The organism is Agrobacterium sp. CG160-95 (assembly GCF_053521725.1).
This window is the reverse complement of sequence record NZ_JBNWDU010000002.1, coordinates 39,865-55,637: the sequence shown is the minus strand read 5'-3', so window position 1 is coordinate 55,637 and position 15,773 is coordinate 39,865. Positions and strand designations below refer to the sequence as shown.

At 59.3% G+C, this 15,773-nt stretch carries 12 protein-coding genes; all 12 read right to left on the bottom strand.

Annotation, left to right across the window (positions count from 1 at the left end; all coding sequences use genetic code 11):
- Positions 1–37: 37 nt before the first annotated feature.
- The 12 genes from ACQZ63_RS06930 to nirB all read right to left on the bottom strand — a co-directional run bounded on the left by ACQZ63_RS06930 (position 38) and on the right by nirB (position 15,768).
- Complete coding sequence (locus ACQZ63_RS06930) at positions 38–1,759, bottom strand: ABC transporter substrate-binding protein (RefSeq protein WP_113555456.1); 1,722 nt, start codon at positions 1,757–1,759, stop codon at positions 38–40.
- Between the two features lie 76 nt (positions 1,760–1,835).
- Positions 1,836–2,129, bottom strand: coding sequence for a DUF2160 domain-containing protein (locus ACQZ63_RS06925; RefSeq protein WP_013761935.1), 294 nt, complete (start codon positions 2,127–2,129; stop codon positions 1,836–1,838).
- A 1-nt stretch (position 2,130) separates the two neighbouring features.
- Positions 2,131–3,054 carry a carbohydrate ABC transporter permease gene (locus ACQZ63_RS06920; RefSeq protein ID WP_003511581.1) on the bottom strand — a complete coding sequence of 308 codons (924 nt, stop codon included), beginning with the start codon at positions 3,052–3,054 and terminating at the stop codon, positions 2,131–2,133.
- Positions 3,055–3,057: 3 nt separating this feature from the next.
- On the bottom strand, positions 3,058–3,924 hold the full coding sequence (locus ACQZ63_RS06915; protein WP_003511582.1) for a carbohydrate ABC transporter permease: 867 nt from the start codon (positions 3,922–3,924) through the stop codon (positions 3,058–3,060).
- Between the two features lie 2 nt (positions 3,925–3,926).
- Positions 3,927–4,997 (bottom strand): ABC transporter ATP-binding protein, encoded by a 1,071-nt coding sequence (locus ACQZ63_RS06910; RefSeq protein ID WP_013761936.1) that lies wholly within the window; start codon positions 4,995–4,997, stop codon positions 3,927–3,929.
- A gap of 13 nt (positions 4,998–5,010) precedes the next feature.
- The gene (locus tag ACQZ63_RS06905; protein ID WP_013761937.1) at positions 5,011–6,081 is read right to left on the bottom strand and encodes an ABC transporter ATP-binding protein; all 1,071 of its coding nucleotides are present in this window, start codon (positions 6,079–6,081) and stop codon (positions 5,011–5,013) included.
- 38 nt (positions 6,082–6,119) lie between these two features.
- A complete protein-coding gene (locus tag ACQZ63_RS06900; RefSeq protein WP_019564992.1) occupies positions 6,120–7,643 on the bottom strand; it encodes a glycerol-3-phosphate dehydrogenase in 1,524 nt (507 codons plus the stop codon).
- A gap of 108 nt (positions 7,644–7,751) precedes the next feature.
- Positions 7,752–8,525 (bottom strand): DeoR/GlpR family DNA-binding transcription regulator, encoded by a 774-nt coding sequence (locus tag ACQZ63_RS06895; RefSeq protein ID WP_003511588.1) that lies wholly within the window; start codon positions 8,523–8,525, stop codon positions 7,752–7,754.
- 141 nt (positions 8,526–8,666) lie between these two features.
- Complete coding sequence (gene cysG, locus ACQZ63_RS06890; protein WP_162695638.1) at positions 8,667–10,145, bottom strand: siroheme synthase CysG; 1,479 nt, start codon at positions 10,143–10,145, stop codon at positions 8,667–8,669.
- Entirely contained in the window at positions 10,117–12,765 is a 2,649-nt protein-coding gene (locus ACQZ63_RS06885; RefSeq protein ID WP_111789618.1) for a nitrate reductase, read from the bottom strand. Before ACQZ63_RS06885 ends, cysG begins: the two co-directional genes overlap by 29 nt.
- A 214-nt stretch (positions 12,766–12,979) precedes the next feature.
- Positions 12,980–13,315 (bottom strand): nitrite reductase small subunit NirD, encoded by a 336-nt coding sequence (gene nirD, locus ACQZ63_RS06880; protein ID WP_065704499.1) that lies wholly within the window; start codon positions 13,313–13,315, stop codon positions 12,980–12,982.
- Positions 13,316–13,320: 5 nt separating this feature from the next.
- On the bottom strand, positions 13,321–15,768 hold the full coding sequence (gene nirB / locus ACQZ63_RS06875; protein WP_113555457.1) for a nitrite reductase large subunit NirB: 2,448 nt from the start codon (positions 15,766–15,768) through the stop codon (positions 13,321–13,323).
- Positions 15,769–15,773 lie beyond the last annotated feature (5 nt).

Below are 15,773 nucleotides of genomic sequence, written 5' to 3'. Positions count from 1 at the left end.
CGGCAAAGCCGCCCCGGTTTAAGATTTCACGCAGACATTACTTCTGCCAGCTTTTGACCAGCTCGTCGTAATTGACGGTGACCGGCTTTTCCTTTTCGTTGGCAATCTTCAGCTGCGGTGCCAGATTGCCCTTCGAAACGGCGTCCTTGTTCCAGTAGTCGATATCGTGTTCTTCCGCCAGTTTTGGGCCGATATCGCCCTGCACACCGGCGCGCTCGATACGGGCCATGACTTTTTCCTGCTCGGCGCAGAGCGAGTCCATTGCGGCTTGAGCGGTTTTGGCACCCGAAGATGCATCGCCAATTGCCTGCCACCAGAGCTGTGCCAGCTTCGGATAGTCAGGCACGTTGGTGCCGGTTGGCGACCATTGCACGCGAGCGGGCGAGCGATAGAACTCGATCAGACCACCAAGCTTGGCGGCCCGGTCCGTGAAGCTCTTGTGATGGATGGTGGTATCGCGAATGAAGGTCAGACCAACATGGCTCTTCTTCACATCCACGGTCTTGGAAGTTACGAACTGCGCGTAAAGCCATGCGGCCTTGGCGCGATCGTCAGGGGTGGATTTCATCAGCGTCCACGAACCCACGTCCTGATAACCGAGCTTCATGCCGTCCTTCCAGTAGACGCCATGCGGGGAAGGTGCGACGCGCCATTTCGGCGAACCGTCCTCGTTCACGACAGGCAGGCCGGGCTTGGCCATATCGGCAGTGAAGGCCGTGTACCAAAAGATCTGCTGGGCAATGTTACCCTGCGCCGGCACCGGACCGGATTCGGAGAAGGTCATGCCCTGCGCTTCTGGCGGCGCAAATTTCTTCAGCCATTCGAGATATTTCTCGATGGAATAGACCGACGCCGGACCGTTGGTATCGCCGCCGCGTGCCACGCACGAGCCGACCGGCTGCGACTTGTCGTTGACCTTGATGCCCCATTCATCGACAGGCAGGCCGTTTGGCAGGCCCTTGTCGCCGTTGCCGGCCATGGAAAGCCAGGCATCGGTGAAGCGCCAGCCAAGCGACGGGTCCTTCTTGCCATAGTCCATATGGCCGAAGACCTTCTTGCCGCCGACATCACGGCCGGTGAAGAATTCGGCAATATCCTCATAGGCGGACCAGTTTACGGGCACACCAAGGTCGTAGCCGTATTTGGCCTTGAAATCGGCCTTGTTCTTGTCGTCATTGAACCAGTCGTAGCGGAACCAGTACAGGTTCGCGAATTGCTGGTCGGGAAGTTGGTAGAGCTTCTTGTCCGGTGCCGTCGTAAAGGCGCTGCCGATGAAGTCCTTGAGATCTAGGCCGGGATTGGTGACGTCCTTGCCCTCATTGGCCATGAAATCCGTGAGGTTGCGGACCTGCTGGTAACGCCAATGCGTGCCGATGAGGTCGCTGTCATTCACCCAGCCGTCATAGAGGTTCTGGCCGGTCTGCATCTGGGTCTGAATCTTTTCGACGACGTCACCTTCCTGGATGATGTCGTGCGCGACCTTGATGCCGGTAATAGCGGTAAACGCCGGTGCCAGGACCTTCGATTCATATTCATGTGTTGTCAGGGATTCGGAAACGACCTTGATGTCCATGCCAGCAAAAGGTTTTGCGGCATCGATAAACCATTGCAGTTCCTTTTCCTGATCTGCACGCGAAAGCGACGACATATCGCCGATTTCCTTGTCCAGAAATTGCTTTGCCTCCTCCATTCCGGCGAAAGCGGAACCTGTCATTGCCAGCAGCATGGCTGCCGTCGTCGTCATCAGATGCCGTCGCATATCAGTCCTCCCAAGGGTTGCGATTGCACGAAGTCTGCCGGGTGCGGTTTTCCTCCGCCGCACCGTTCTTCCTGCTCTAGACGAAACGGAAAACGCCAATTGCGTAAACCGCCGACAGAGCGAGAGCCCACCACAGGTTCGGGCCGATCAGCCCGAGCCATGCAAGATGAATGAAAGCGCTGCCGAGCAGCGAAATGAACAACCTGTCGCCACGCGTTGTCTCGAAACGCAGCAGGCCGAAGCGGGGGTTGCCGCCGGGCGAGAGCTGTTCCCAGAACCACATCCCAACCAGCAACACGGCGATGGCACCGAAAAACGCGGCCGTCTGCCAGGTCCATGCCATCCAGGTGAAATCGGGCATCTTCGTCATGTCAAACCCTCCCCAGCGCAAAGCCCTTGGCGATGTAATTGCGAACAAACCAGATCACCAGCGCACCGGGTATGAGTGTCAGCACGCCGGCGGCGGCAAGCAGGCCCCAGTCCATGCCGGCGGCAGAAACGGTTCTCGTCATGGTCGCGGCAATCGGCTTGGCGTCGGTCGTCGTCAGCGTGCGGGCGATCAGAAGCTCGACCCACGAGAACATGAAGCTGAAGAAACAGGCGACACCGATGCCGGAGGCAATGAGCGGCATGAAAATCTTCACGAAGAATTTCGGGAAGGAATAGCCGTCAATATAGGCGGTCTCGTCGATTTCCTTCGGCACACCCGACATGAAACCTTCGAGAATCCACACCGCCAGCGGCACGTTGAACAGGCAATGCGCCAGCGCCACGGCAATATGCGTGTCGATCAGCCCGAAAGCGGAATAGAGCTGGAAGAAGGGCAGCGCGAAGACGGCAGGTGGCGCCATGCGGTTGGTCAAAAGCCAGAAGAACAGGTGCTTGTCGCCCAGGAAGCGGTAACGCGAGAAGGCATAGGCCGCCGGGAGGGCCGCCGAGACCGAGATCACCATATTCATGACGACGTAGATGATCGAGTTGATGTAACCCGAATACCAGGATGAATCCGTGAAGATCGTCCGATAATTCTGCAACGTCGGCTGGTGCGGATAAAGCGTCATCGACGAGACGATTTCTGTGTTCGTCTTGAAGCTCATATTGATAAGCCAGTAGATCGGCACGAGCAGCAGGATGATGTAGATCGTCGGCACCAGCCAGGAAAAGCGCGATGGCCCATGGCGGCGGCGCGATCGTGAATTCGCAGCAAGGCCTGATATTCTTGCCGAACTGGCTCTTACCGGTGGATTGCCGATACCGTTGAGTTCCACGCTTGTGGTGACATCAGAGGCGCTCATGTCTCAAGTCTCCGCGTCGTGGCTGGTCATCACGGTGTAGAACACCCAGGACAACAGCAGGATGATGAGGAAGTAGATCAGCGACATGGCGGCCGCGGGACCCAGATCGAACTGGCCGAGCGCTACCTTGACGAGATCGATGGACAGGAAGGTGGTGGAATTTCCGGGGCCGCCGCCGGTGACGACGAAAGGCTCGGTGTAGATCATGAAGCTGTCCATGAAGCGCAGCAGGAATGCGATCAGCAGCACCCGCTTCATCTTCGGCAACTGAATGAACCGGAAAACCGCAAAACGCGATGCGCCATCGATCCTTGCTGCCTGATAATAGGCATCCGGAATGGAGACGAGGCTGGCGTAGCACAGGAGGACGACGAGGCTTGTCCAGTGCCACACATCCATGATGACGACGGTGATCCATGCGTCGACGGGATCGTTGACGTAGTTGTAATCAAGCCCAAGCTGATTGGCGTAATAACCCAGCAACCCGATATCGCTGCGACCGAACACCTGCCAGATCGTGCCTACCACATTCCATGGCACCAAAAGCGGCAGCGCCATGGTGACGAGGCAGACCGGCACGCCGATGCCGGATTTGGGCATCTTGAGCGCGATGAATATGCCGAGCGGAATTTCAATCGCCAAAATGATGCCGGAAAATACCAGATTGCGTCCGAGCGCGTTCCAGAAACGGTCGGAGCCAAGAATTTCCTGAAACCATTGGGTTCCCGCCCAGAAGAATTGGTTGTTGCCGAAGGTATCCTGCACCGAATAGTTCACGACCGTCATCAGCGGGATGACGGCGGAAAAGGCGACCAGCACCAGAACCGGCAGCACCATGAACCACGCTTTGTTGTTCCAGGTCTTTTCCATGGTCAGGCCCCCATCTTCACACGCCAGGAATCGGCAAAGACACCGATAGCGGCCGGATCGAAGCGAACACCCGCTTCTGCCGGAATGTCCTCCTCCTCCGGAACGACAATCGCAAGCTTTTGGCCGGCGAACCGGGCGCGAACGATCTTTTGCCGGCCGATATCCTCGACCTTGTCAACGGTGATGGGCATGCCACCCCGCTCCAGCCGAACGAATTCCGGGCGGATGCCGATTTCGATCCGCTTCGATCCATCCACCACCGGCACGCCGGCAAGCGGAACGCCAAGGCCGCCGACAACCGCCGTTGCGCCATCGATGCTGGCAGGCATCACATTCATGCCGGGCGAACCGATGAAGTAACCGACGAACGTATGTCCCGGGCGTTCGAAAAGCTCGGCGGGTGTGCCGATCTGGACGATCTGTCCGTCATACATGACCACCACCTTGTCGGCGAAAGTCAGCGCTTCGGTCTGGTCGTGCGTGACGTAGACCATGGTGAAACCGGACTGGCGGTGGAGGCGCTTCAACTGTGAGCGCAGCACCCATTTCATATGCGGATCGATCACCGTCAGCGGCTCGTCGAAGAGGATGGCATTGACGTCGGATCGCACCAACCCGCGCGCCAGCGAAATTTTCTGCTTCTGGTCCGCCGTAAGTCCGCGCGCGTGGCGTTTGGCCATGCCGGAAAGATCGGTCATCTCGAGAATTTCCCGCACACGGCGGTCGACTTCGGCTTCCGGCACTTGCCGGTTGCGCAGCGGAAAAGCCAGATTGTCATAGACTGTCATCGTGTCGTAAACGACCGGGAACTGGAATACCTGGGCGATGTTGCGATCTTCGGTGGAAAGATCGGTGACATCCGTTCCGTCAAAGGCGATGCGACCTTCCGAGGGGCGCAGCAAGCCGGAAATGATGTTGAGCAACGTGGTCTTGCCGCAGCCGGAAGGGCCAAGCAGCGCATAGGCACCGCCATCCTCCCATTCGTGATGAACTTCCTTCAGGGCATAATCACCTGCCGCCTGCGCCTTGGCGTTGTAAGCGTGGCGGATATGATCGAGCGTGATGCGTGCCATGATCGATCTCCCCTTAAGCCGCTTCGCCGATGGCGTGGCCGTGTGTATCGAAAGCCATCAGGTGCCGCGTATCGAGAAACAGTTCGATCTCCGTGTCCGGCTCGATGTCGTGAATGCCCTGCGCCAGCATCACCCAACGCTGGCCAGAAAATTCCACATGTACGAAGCTTTCCGATCCGGCGATCTCCGAGATCAGTGTCCGCGCCCGGATGGATTGCGCCGCCTGTCCCTTTTGCTGGGGGAAAAGATGATGTGGCTGGAAGGCAATGGTCACTGGACCGTCAGGCATGGCAGCAAGATGCGCCGGCACCGGCACAACCGCATGGTCGGCGCGCGTGAAGGCGCCGCCCGTCTTGATGACCTCGATGGTGTTGAGTGGCGGATCGGCAAATATTTTCGCGGTTACTATATCCACCGGACGCCTGTAAACTTCGATCGTGCGGCTGAATTGCGTTACCTTGCCCTCGTTAAGCGTCGCGGTATTGCCACCAAGCAGCAGAGCTTCGGAGGGTTCCGTCGTGGCGTAAACAAAGATCGCACCGGATTCGGCAAAGATGCGCGGCAATTCCTCACGCAACTCCTCACGCAGCTTGTAATCGAGATTTGCGAGCGGCTCGTCGAGGAGCACCAGATTGGCGTTTTTGACGATGGCGCGGGCAAGTGCCGTGCGTTGTTGCTGGCCACCGGAGAGGTTGAGAGGCGTACGATCGAGATAGGGCGTCAGCCTCAGAAGCTCGGCGGCCTTCCTCACCTCCCTGTCGATCGTTGCCTTGTCCTTGCCGGCAACGCGCATCGGCGAGGCGATGTTTTCATAAACGCTGAGCGCCGGATAATTGATGAACTGCTGATAGACCATGGCGACGTTGCGCTTCTGAACCGGCCAGCCCGTCACGTCCTCCCCATTAAAGAGAATCGTACCGCCACTTGGCTTGTCCAGCCCGGCCATCAGCCGCATGAGTGTCGTCTTGCCCGAAAGTGTCGGTCCAAGCAGGACGTTCAGGCTTCCGCGCTGCAACGTCAGATCGGTCGGGTGAATATGATATTCACCGCCGGCCATCTTCGAGACGTTTCGCAATTCAAGCATGGTGATCCAAAGCCTCCTCCGCTTTTTGATTCGGATCGTCAGATTGCCTTCAAGCGTCCACCTGCAATGTCATCGATATAATCCTCCAGCCCGCGCACCTCTTCTTGGGTAAAGAAAAGCCCCTGCTTGGTGCGGCGCCACAGAATATCCTCCGCCGTCAGCGCCCATTCCCGGGCCATCAGCCAGCGCACCTCGGCCTCATAAAGCGTGCCGCCGAAATGCCGTCCCAGCCCTGCCATGTCCCCGGCATTGCCAATAATCGACGCGGCGTCCGTTCCGTAGCAGCGGATGAGCCGCTTCGCATGCCTCTCATCGAGGAAAGGATAACGCGACCGCAGGGCCGTGACCTCTCCCGCATAAGCCTCGGCACCGAAATTTCCGCCCGGCAAATGTGAACCTGCCGTCCACGGCGAGCCCTTTTCACCCAGCGCATCACCGATTTTTTCAAGAGCATGTTCGGCAAGCCGCCGATAGGTGGTGAGCTTGCCACCGAAGATATTGAGAAGCGGCGCTTCGCCTTCAGCTCCTTCGGTTTTCAGCACATAATCGCGGGTTGCCTCCTGCGCTTTCGATGCGCCGTCGTCAAACAGCGGCCGCACGCCGGAATAGGTCCAGACGATATCGGCCGACGTCACCGGTTCAGCGAAATATTCGCTCGCCGCGTTGCAAAGATAGCTGATCTCCTCGTCGCTGATCTTAACAGCCCGGGGGTCGGCGGTATAGTCGCGATCCGTCGTGCCGATCAGGGTAAAATCCTGCTCATACGGGATGGCGAAGATGATGCGCCCGTCCGGGTTCTGGAAAAAATAGGCGCGCGGATCGGAAAACTTCTTGCGCACGATGATGTGGCTGCCCTGCACGAGGCGGACATTGTGGACATTGTTTTTACCGAATGTCGCAGCCAGAACCTTGTCCACCCAGGGACCTGCCGCATTTACCAGCATGCGCGCCCGGTAGGTCGCGGTTTCTCCGGCACCATTTTTAGTTTCGACCCGCCAGAAGGCGCCTTCGCGCCGTGCCGAAACGACCTGCGTGCGGTTGAGGATCAAGGCACCGCGATCGGCGGCATCGCGGGCATTCAGCACCACAAGACGGGCATCGTCCACCCAGCCGTCAGAATATTCGAAAGCCCGGGCAAAAATCGGCTTCAGCGGTTTCCCTGCGGGATCACGGCGCAGATCGAGCGAGCGGGTGGCGGGCAAAAGCTTGCGGCCGCCGAGATGGTCATAAAGAAAAAGCCCGAGACGCACGAGCCAGGCCGGGCGCACGCCGCCCTTCTGGAATGGCAGAACAAAGCGCATAGGCCAGATGATGTGCGGCGCCATGGCCCACAACACCTCGCGCTCCATCAGCGCTTCTCGCACCAGACGAAATTCGTAATGTTCGAGATAACGCAAACCGCCATGAATGAGCTTTGTGGCGGCCGAAGAGGTGCCGGAGGCAAAATCGTTCATTTCCGCAAGCGCAACGGAATAACCCCTGCCGACAGCGTCACGCGCGATGCCGCAGCCGTTGATGCCGCCGCCGATCACGAAAACATCGTGGATTGCCTCGTCAGACATGGACCCTCCCGCGCTTTCATCGACGCTCTCCTCATCGATATATTGAAAGCACGGACATCTAATTTGAAGACAAAACGAATGTCAAACGAAATTCCAGGGCGGTTCGGATCAAGGCTCCCCAACCTCGGTTTCAATCAACCTGACGTCATGATCGGCACAGATGGATCGGATCGAATCGACCGGACAATGATCGGTAATGAAGGTGTGCACCTGTGAAAGATGGCCGATGCGCACCGGCGCCGTCCGCTCGAATTTCAGTGAATCCGATACAAGAATGACGTGGCGAGCGTTGGACATGATCGCCTGGGCAACCTTGACCTCGCGAAAGTCGAAATCCAGCAAAGCGCCGTCTTCATCAATCGCAGAAACGCCGATGACGGCGAAATCGACCTTGAACTGGCGGATAAAATCCACTGCGGCCTCACCAACGATGCCGCCATCGGAACCGCGCACGACGCCGCCAGCGATCACCACCTCGATGCCCGGAAAAACCCGTAACCTGTTGGCAACATTAATATTGTTGGTGATGACCATCAGCTCGTGATGATCCGCCAGCGCTTCGCCCACCGCCTCGGTCGTCGTACCTATATTGATGAAAAGCGAGGAGTTGTTGGGGATGAGGGCAGCGGCAGCGGCGCCGATCGCCTGCTTTTCGGAGGAGGCGATCGCACGGCGTGCCTCGTATTTGACGTTTTCGTTGCCGCTCGGAAAAAGTGCGCCGCCATGGATGCGCGTCAGCACCCGCGTATCGCAGAGATCGTTGAGGTCCTTGCGGATCGTCTGTGGCGTTACCGAAAACCGCGTGGCCAGCTCGTCCACCAGCACACGCCCGCTTGCTTTCGCCAGCGCAACGATTTCATCCTGACGCGGTGTGAGCATCATTTCACCCTCCCTCCTCTTTCAATTTTTTCGTTTTATTGAAGAGCGAACGAAAAACCAATGTCAAGGGACGGTTTTGTGGCGCCGATCAGGTCCACTTGCGGAGGTACGCGAAAAACGTATCCGCACGAACCAGCAAGATTATTAGCCGGCTTTCTGAATTGACATCGGGACCGGCTTCGGCAGGCCGATCTCGGAAAACGCAGAGATTGCAGCACCAAACGCATCACCGATGCCGATCAATATAGGCTCGTTCACGCCCATTCGCTCAACCGCCGCAGCCAGTTGCACGAGCGAACCGCACCAGCGCTGCTCATTTTCGCGGCTGACGGAAATCATGATGGCGACGGGCGTCGAGGCCGGCATGCCATGCGCCAGAAGGGCTTCCTCGATGCTGGCAGCGGTTCGCCCGCCCATGTAAAAAACCGTGGTCACGGAAGGGTTCGACAGGGACTGCCAGTCTATATTCTCCGGCAGCTTGCCCTGTCTGGAGTGCCCGGTGACGAAGCGGACCGACTGGGCGTGATCGCGGTGGGTGAGGGAAACGCCGAGCCGCGAAGCCATGGCGCTTGCCGCGGTGATGCCGGGTACGATTTCGACCGGGATGTTTTCAGCCTCCAGCGCTGCGATCTCCTCGCCGGCGCGTCCGAAAATCATCGGATCGCCGGATTTCAGCCGCACTACCCTTTTGCCGGCCTTGGCAAGGCGGATCATCATGTCGTTAATATCTTCCTGCTTGCAGCTTTCCCGGCCGCCGCGTTTGCCAACCAGCATGCGCTTCGCCTCCCGCCGCGCCAGTTCCAGCACCTCGGATGAAACGAGATCGTCAAACAGAATGACATCCGCCGCCTGCAAGGCGCGTACCGCTTTGAGCGTCAGCAGCTCGGCATCGCCCGGTCCGGCACCGACCAGCGTCACAAGGCCGCGTGCCGATCCTTTCCGACCTGCCTGCGTGCCGATGTCTGTCAGCAGCCTTTCTTCGCTGCCCTCATCCAGCCTTTCGGTAAACGCCCGGTCGACAAATTTCTCCCAGAATGAACGCCGCGCCGGGCCGGGCGCGAGGCGTATATTGACCCGCTCTCGGATGGTCTGGGCAAGCGCGCCCCAATCCTTGAGAGCGAGCGGCAGCAAAGTCTCGATGCGCCGGCGAATGGCCTGCGCCAGAATGGGTGCGGCGCCATCGGTGGAGATCGACACCACCACCGGCGAACGATTGACGATGGAGCCAAACTGGAACTGGCAGAATTCCGGCTTGTCGATGACATTGACAGGCACGCCGGCTGAGCGCGCGGCATTGTAAAATCGTCCCGCCTCTTCGTCGGTTTCACAATCCGCCAGCGCCAGTTCCGCGCCTTTGAAACTATCCGGACCCCAGGAACGGTCATGCCATGTCAGCATCTGGCTTGTCGAGACGAGCGCCTTAAAGCATTCCGAAAGCTCGCTTTCCTCGCAATAGAGGTGAAGTTCCGCCCCGCAGGCAAGCAGTAGCTCCGCTTTCCATGCGGCCCCATCCGATCCGCCCGCCAGCACCACGCGCTTGCCCTCAAGCCCCCAGAAGACCGGCAACTTGGCGAGCTTCTCCATGCGGTTCGGTTCATTCCGCTGCGGTTTTAAGACATCCATCGATGATCCCCCTGATCTCGGCGCGGCAGGAGCCGCAATTGGTTCCGGCATTCAACGCAGCACCTATGGCTTCGACGCTGTGGCAGCCATTGCGGATGGCGGCCGTGATCTGGTTGACCCCGACATTGAAGCAGGAGCAGACCGTCGCCCCCGGATCGGCGCGGCCGGCGCCGGGACGCCCGGCGACCAGGGCAAAACGCATGCGCAAATCCTCATGGCGTTCGTTCAGCTGTGAAATCGCCCAGTTGCGGGCAACGGCCACCGGCTCTCTGGCGACGAACAGCGCTGCCAGCAAGGTACCACCGTCGAAGAAAGCAAGCCGCAGATCGCCCGTCTGCCGGTCACTGTAACCCAGAGGCTCAACCCTGATATCGATGCCGAAAACCTGTCGCGCCCAGAGCGTCCAGTCCTGCGGCTGTTCCTCGAAGGCAAGCTCCATGCGGTAGCCGCCATCCGCCTTCGCAACTGCCCAATAGGCGCAGCCCGGCGCATCAGGCCGGGTGCGGGAGATCGCAAATCCATAGGCTTTCGCCACAAAACGTCGTGCACTCACGCCGACATTCTTCGAAGCGGGCTGGCCGGAATGCGGGTCCGTGACCGCTGGCACGAGCATATCGATGCGGGCCTGCGAGGCGAACTGGTCGTTCCAGTGCATCGGCGCAAACACAGCTCCCCGTGCCTGCCTCTCGCTGACCAGAGCCCGCAGCAGGACCTTGCCGTGCGGGCTTTCAATCTCCACCAGATCGGCGCTGTCGATGCCCAGCAACTGTGCATCGCGCGGGTGAAGTTCGGCAAAGGGTTCGGCGATATGGGCGGTAAGCCGCGCGCTTTTGCCGGTGCGGGTCATGGTGTGCCATTGGTCGCGGATACGGCCAGTATTCAGCGTCAGCGGGTAGTCCGCCGATGTCCTGCCGGTCTCCGGCAGTGCCGTGGCGATGAAGCGGGCCTTGCCATCCGCATGGAAAAAGCGGCCATCCGCGAAAAAGCGGGTCGTGGCGGCTTCACCGGGTTCGGCTTTTGGCCATTGAAACGGTGTCATCGTATCGTAGGAATCACGGTCGATCCCGCCGATATCGAAATCGCGGCTTCCGGCGTTCTCGAAGCCGGAGAGAGCGGCATGCTCGGCGAAAACCTCAGAAGGTTGCCGGTAGCCGAAGGCGGCGTCAAAACCCATGCGCCGTCCAACTTCGGCGAATTGCCACCAGTCGGCCTTTGCTTCGCCGGGCGCGTCAAGAAAACCGCGCTGGCGGGAAATACGTCGTTCGGAATTGGTGACCGTGCCGTCTTTTTCACCCCAGCCGAGCGATGGCAACAGCACATGGGCGTGGCGGGCGGTATCGGTATTGGCGATGACATCGGACACCACGACAAAGGGACAGGCCTTGATCGCCGCCTCGACGGCACCGGCATCCGGCATGGAAACGACGGGGTTGGTGGCCATGATCCACAGCGCCTTGATGCGGCCATCGGCAACCGCCCCGAACATATCCACGGCCTTGAGGCCAGGCTTCTGCGCAATCGCCGGCGAGGCCCAGAAGCGCTGCACGCGGTCGCGGTCTTCAGCGTTCTCGATCGCCATATGGGCCGCCAGCATATTGGCAAGCCCGCCCACCTCGCGTCCGCCCATGGCGTTGGGCTGGCCGGTCAGCGAAAACGGCCCCATGCCCGGCCGGCCGATGCGGCCTGTGGCGAGATGGCAATTGATGATGGCGTTGACCTTGTCGGTGCCGCTTTGCGACTGGTTGACGCCCTGACTGTAGCAGGTGACGGTTTTTTGCGTGCGTTCGAACAATTCGTAAAAGGAAATCAGTTCCGCGATTGTCAGACCGGTCTTGTCGGCAATCTCCGGCAGGCTGTGCCCGGTCGCTGCCTGCATCGCGGCATCGAGGCCTACTGTGTGGTTTCCAACATAAGCGTTATCGAACGCGGAACTGCCGGAAAGATGGGCCAGAAGACCGGTAAACAGCGCCACATCTCCATCCGGGCGGATGGCGAGGTGCATATCGGCAATATCGGCGCTCATCGTCCGGCGCGGATCGATGACCACCACCTTCATGTCCGGCCGCGCCGCCTTTGCGGCAGCAAGCCGTTGATAGAGGACGGGATGACACCAGGCGAGATTGGATCCGGTGAGGATTACCAGATCGGCAAGCTCCATATCCTCATAGGTGCCAGGCACCGTATCGGCCCCGAAGGCGCGGCGATGGCCGGCGACCGAAGACGACATGCAAAGCCGTGAATTCGTATCGATATTGGCCGATCCGATGAAACCTTTCATCAGCTTGTTGGCGAGGTAATAATCCTCCGTCAGCAACTGGCCGGAAACGTAAAAGGCAACCGAATCCGGGCCGTGCTCGGAAATGGCCTCGGAAAATCTTGAAGCAACGAGTTGAAGCGCTTCGTCCCATGCCACCCGCTTTCCGTGGATTTCGGGATGGAGCAGCCGTCCGTCGAGGTCGATGGTTTCGGCCAGAGCTGAACCTTTGGAGCAAAGTCGACCGAAATTGGCGGGGTGGTCCGGATCGCCTTTGACGGAAACGGTGCCGTCATCGGCAACGGTGGCGATGACACCGCAGCCGACACCGCAATAGGGACAGGTGGTTTTCGTTTCAACGGGCATGGGTTTGCCCCGTGAGCAAGTGGCGTTTACCCCCCTCTGCGCTACCGGACATCTGCCCCTCAAAGGGGTAGATCAATTGTGGCACCGGCTCTATTTTACAGCTTTCGTCTCCGACAAGAGAGATGAAGCGAGAAGCGTGCCACTTGTCGATCTTGCCCCTCGAGGGGGAGATGTCCGGCAGGACAGAGGGGAGTATCGTCGCCAACATCTGATATCACTCCGCCGCAATCATCAAAGTTTCGAGCGCAATCGAAAGCCGCCCGTCGAGATTGCGGAGAGGAATGGTCCTCACCTCACCCTCATCCGCCCCCAACGCCTTGCCGGTCTCCAGCGAAATGACCCAATTGTGCAAAGGACATGTCACCGAAGCCCCGTGCACGATGCCCTGAGACAGCGGGCCGCCTTTGTGCGGGCAATGATCCTCGATGGCGAAGACCTGATTGTCAGCCGTGCGAAATACGGCGATCTTGCCCATAGGCGTTTTCACGCAGCGCGCGCCGCGCAGCGGAATGTCGGAAATGTCGCCAATATCGATCCAGTTGCTGTCCATCGTTCTCACTCCGCTGCCTCGTTGAAACCGATTGCCGCCATCGGCCTGAATTCGTGCTTGTCGTGGCCGGACACACGTTCCGACCAGGGATCGACCTGCGCGAATTTCTGGCTGAAGACGAAGCGGTCAAAATAGGCCCGGCGCTTGTCGGCATCGTCCATGATCTGGCGGCGGACTTCGTCGTAACCGATGCGCTTGGCCCATTTATAGATGCGCTCGAGGTAGCGCGCCTGCTCGCGGTACATCTGGGTCAACGCCACGATATGCTCCAGCGCCTCATCCTCGGTAGGGACGAGGCCCAGCACTTCCGTACCCTTGATATCGAGACCGGCGGCACCGGCGAAGTGGATTTCGAAACCGGAATCGACGCAGATGACGCCGATATCCTTGCATGTCGCCTCAGCGCAGTTTCGCGGACAGCCGGAAACGGCAAGCTTCAGCTTCGCGGGCGTCCATGAGCCCCACATGAATTTTTCGATGCGGATGCCGAGGCCGGTGGAATCCTGCGTGCCGAAGCGGCACCATTGTTCTCCAACGCAGGTCTTCACGGTGCGAAGCCCCTTGGCATAGGCCTGGCCGGAAATGAAACCGGCCTTGCCGAGATCGGCCCAGACCGCCGGCAAATCCTCCTTCTCGATGCCGAGAAGATCGATGCGTTGCCCGCCTGTCACCTTCACCATCGGGATTTCGAACTTGTCGACCACATCCGCAATCGCCCGCAGTTCGGAGGAAGATGTGACGCCGCCCCACATGCGCGGAACGACGGAATAGGTGCCGTCCTTCTGGATATTGGCATGGACGCGCTCATTGATATAACGCGACTGGTAGTCGTCGGCATATTCGTCGGGAAAATCGCAAACGAGATAGTAGTTGAGCGCCGGTCTGCACTTGGCGCAGCCGCAGGAGGTCTTCCATTCCAGTTCCTGCATCACGGCGGGAATGGTCTTCAGGCTCTTGGCCTTGATGAGACGGCGCACATCATCGTGGCCGAGATCTGTGCATTTGCACATGGGCTGCACGGCAGCGGGATTGTAGCTGTCGCCAAGCGTCAGCGTCATGAGCTGTTCGACAAGGCCGGTGCAATTGCCGCAGGAGGCGGATGCCTTGGTATGGGCGCGCACATCATCCAGCGAGGTCAGCCCCTTCGAGGTGATGACCGAGGTGATCTTGCCCTTGCAGACGCCGTTGCAGCCGCAGATTTCCGCATCATCCGGCAAGGCTGCAACGGCCGCCATAGGGTCCAGCGGGGACCCTCCCTGATAGGCCTGGCCGAAGATCAGGGTTTCGCGCATGGCGGAAATGTCGGTCGATTTCTTCATCAGGTCGAAGAACCACGAACCATCCGCCGTCTCGCCGTAAAGAACCGCGCCGATGATGCGATTTTCCTTGAGGATCAGGCGCTTGTAGACACCGGCGGTGGCATCGCGCAGCACGATTTCCTCGCGGTCGTCGCCCTCGGCAAAATCGCCGGCGGAAAACAGGTTGATGCCGGTGACCTTCAGTTTGGTATTGGTGACCGAACCATGATACTCGGCTGAACCGCCGCAAAGACGGTCCGCCAGCACCCGCGCAGATTCATAAAGCGGCGCGACCAGCCCGTAGCACATGCCGCGATGCTCGGCGCATTCGCCAAGCGCATATATCGAGGCATCCGACGTCATCATGCCATCATCCACGACGATGCCGCGATTGACGGCGATGCCGGCTTCCTTGGCGAGACCCGAGGCGGGACGGATGCCGACCGCCATCACCACCATGTCGCCTTTAATGACGCGGCCGTCTTCCAGCTCGATGCCTTCAACCTTCTCCGCGCCGAGAATGCATTTGGTATTGGCCTTGGTGATGATGTCGATGCCGCGCTCGTTCAGCGCCTTTTCCAGAAGATAAGCCGCTGCCGGATCGAGCTGCCGCTCCATGATCGTCGGCATCAGATGGATGACGGTGACGTCCATTCCCTGGCGCTTCAGCCCATAAGCTGCTTCCAGACCCAGAAGGCCGGCGCCGATGACGATGGCGCGACCCTTGCCTTCGGAGATTTCAAGCATCTTCGTGACATCGTCGAGATCGCGATAGGCGAGAACGCCCGGCAATTGATGACCAGGGACGGGAATGATGAAGGGCAGGGAACCGGTGGCGATCACCAGCCTGTCGTAGGAAACGGTGATGCCGTTTTCGCTGGTTACGGTCTTGTTGTCGCGGTCGATGCCGGTGACCTTGGCGCCCTTGTGCAGCGTCACATTGTTGGCCGCGTACCATTCGTCATTGTGGATGACGATATCCTCATAGCTCTTTTCGCCTGAGAGTACTGGCGAGAGCATGATGCGGTCGTAATTGACGCGCGGCTCGGCGTTGAAAATGGTGACGTCGTAGAGGCCGGGGGCGGTTTCGAAAAGGTTTTCCAGCATGCGCCCCGGCGCCATGCCATTGCCGATGATGACGAGTTTTTGCGCCATGGTGG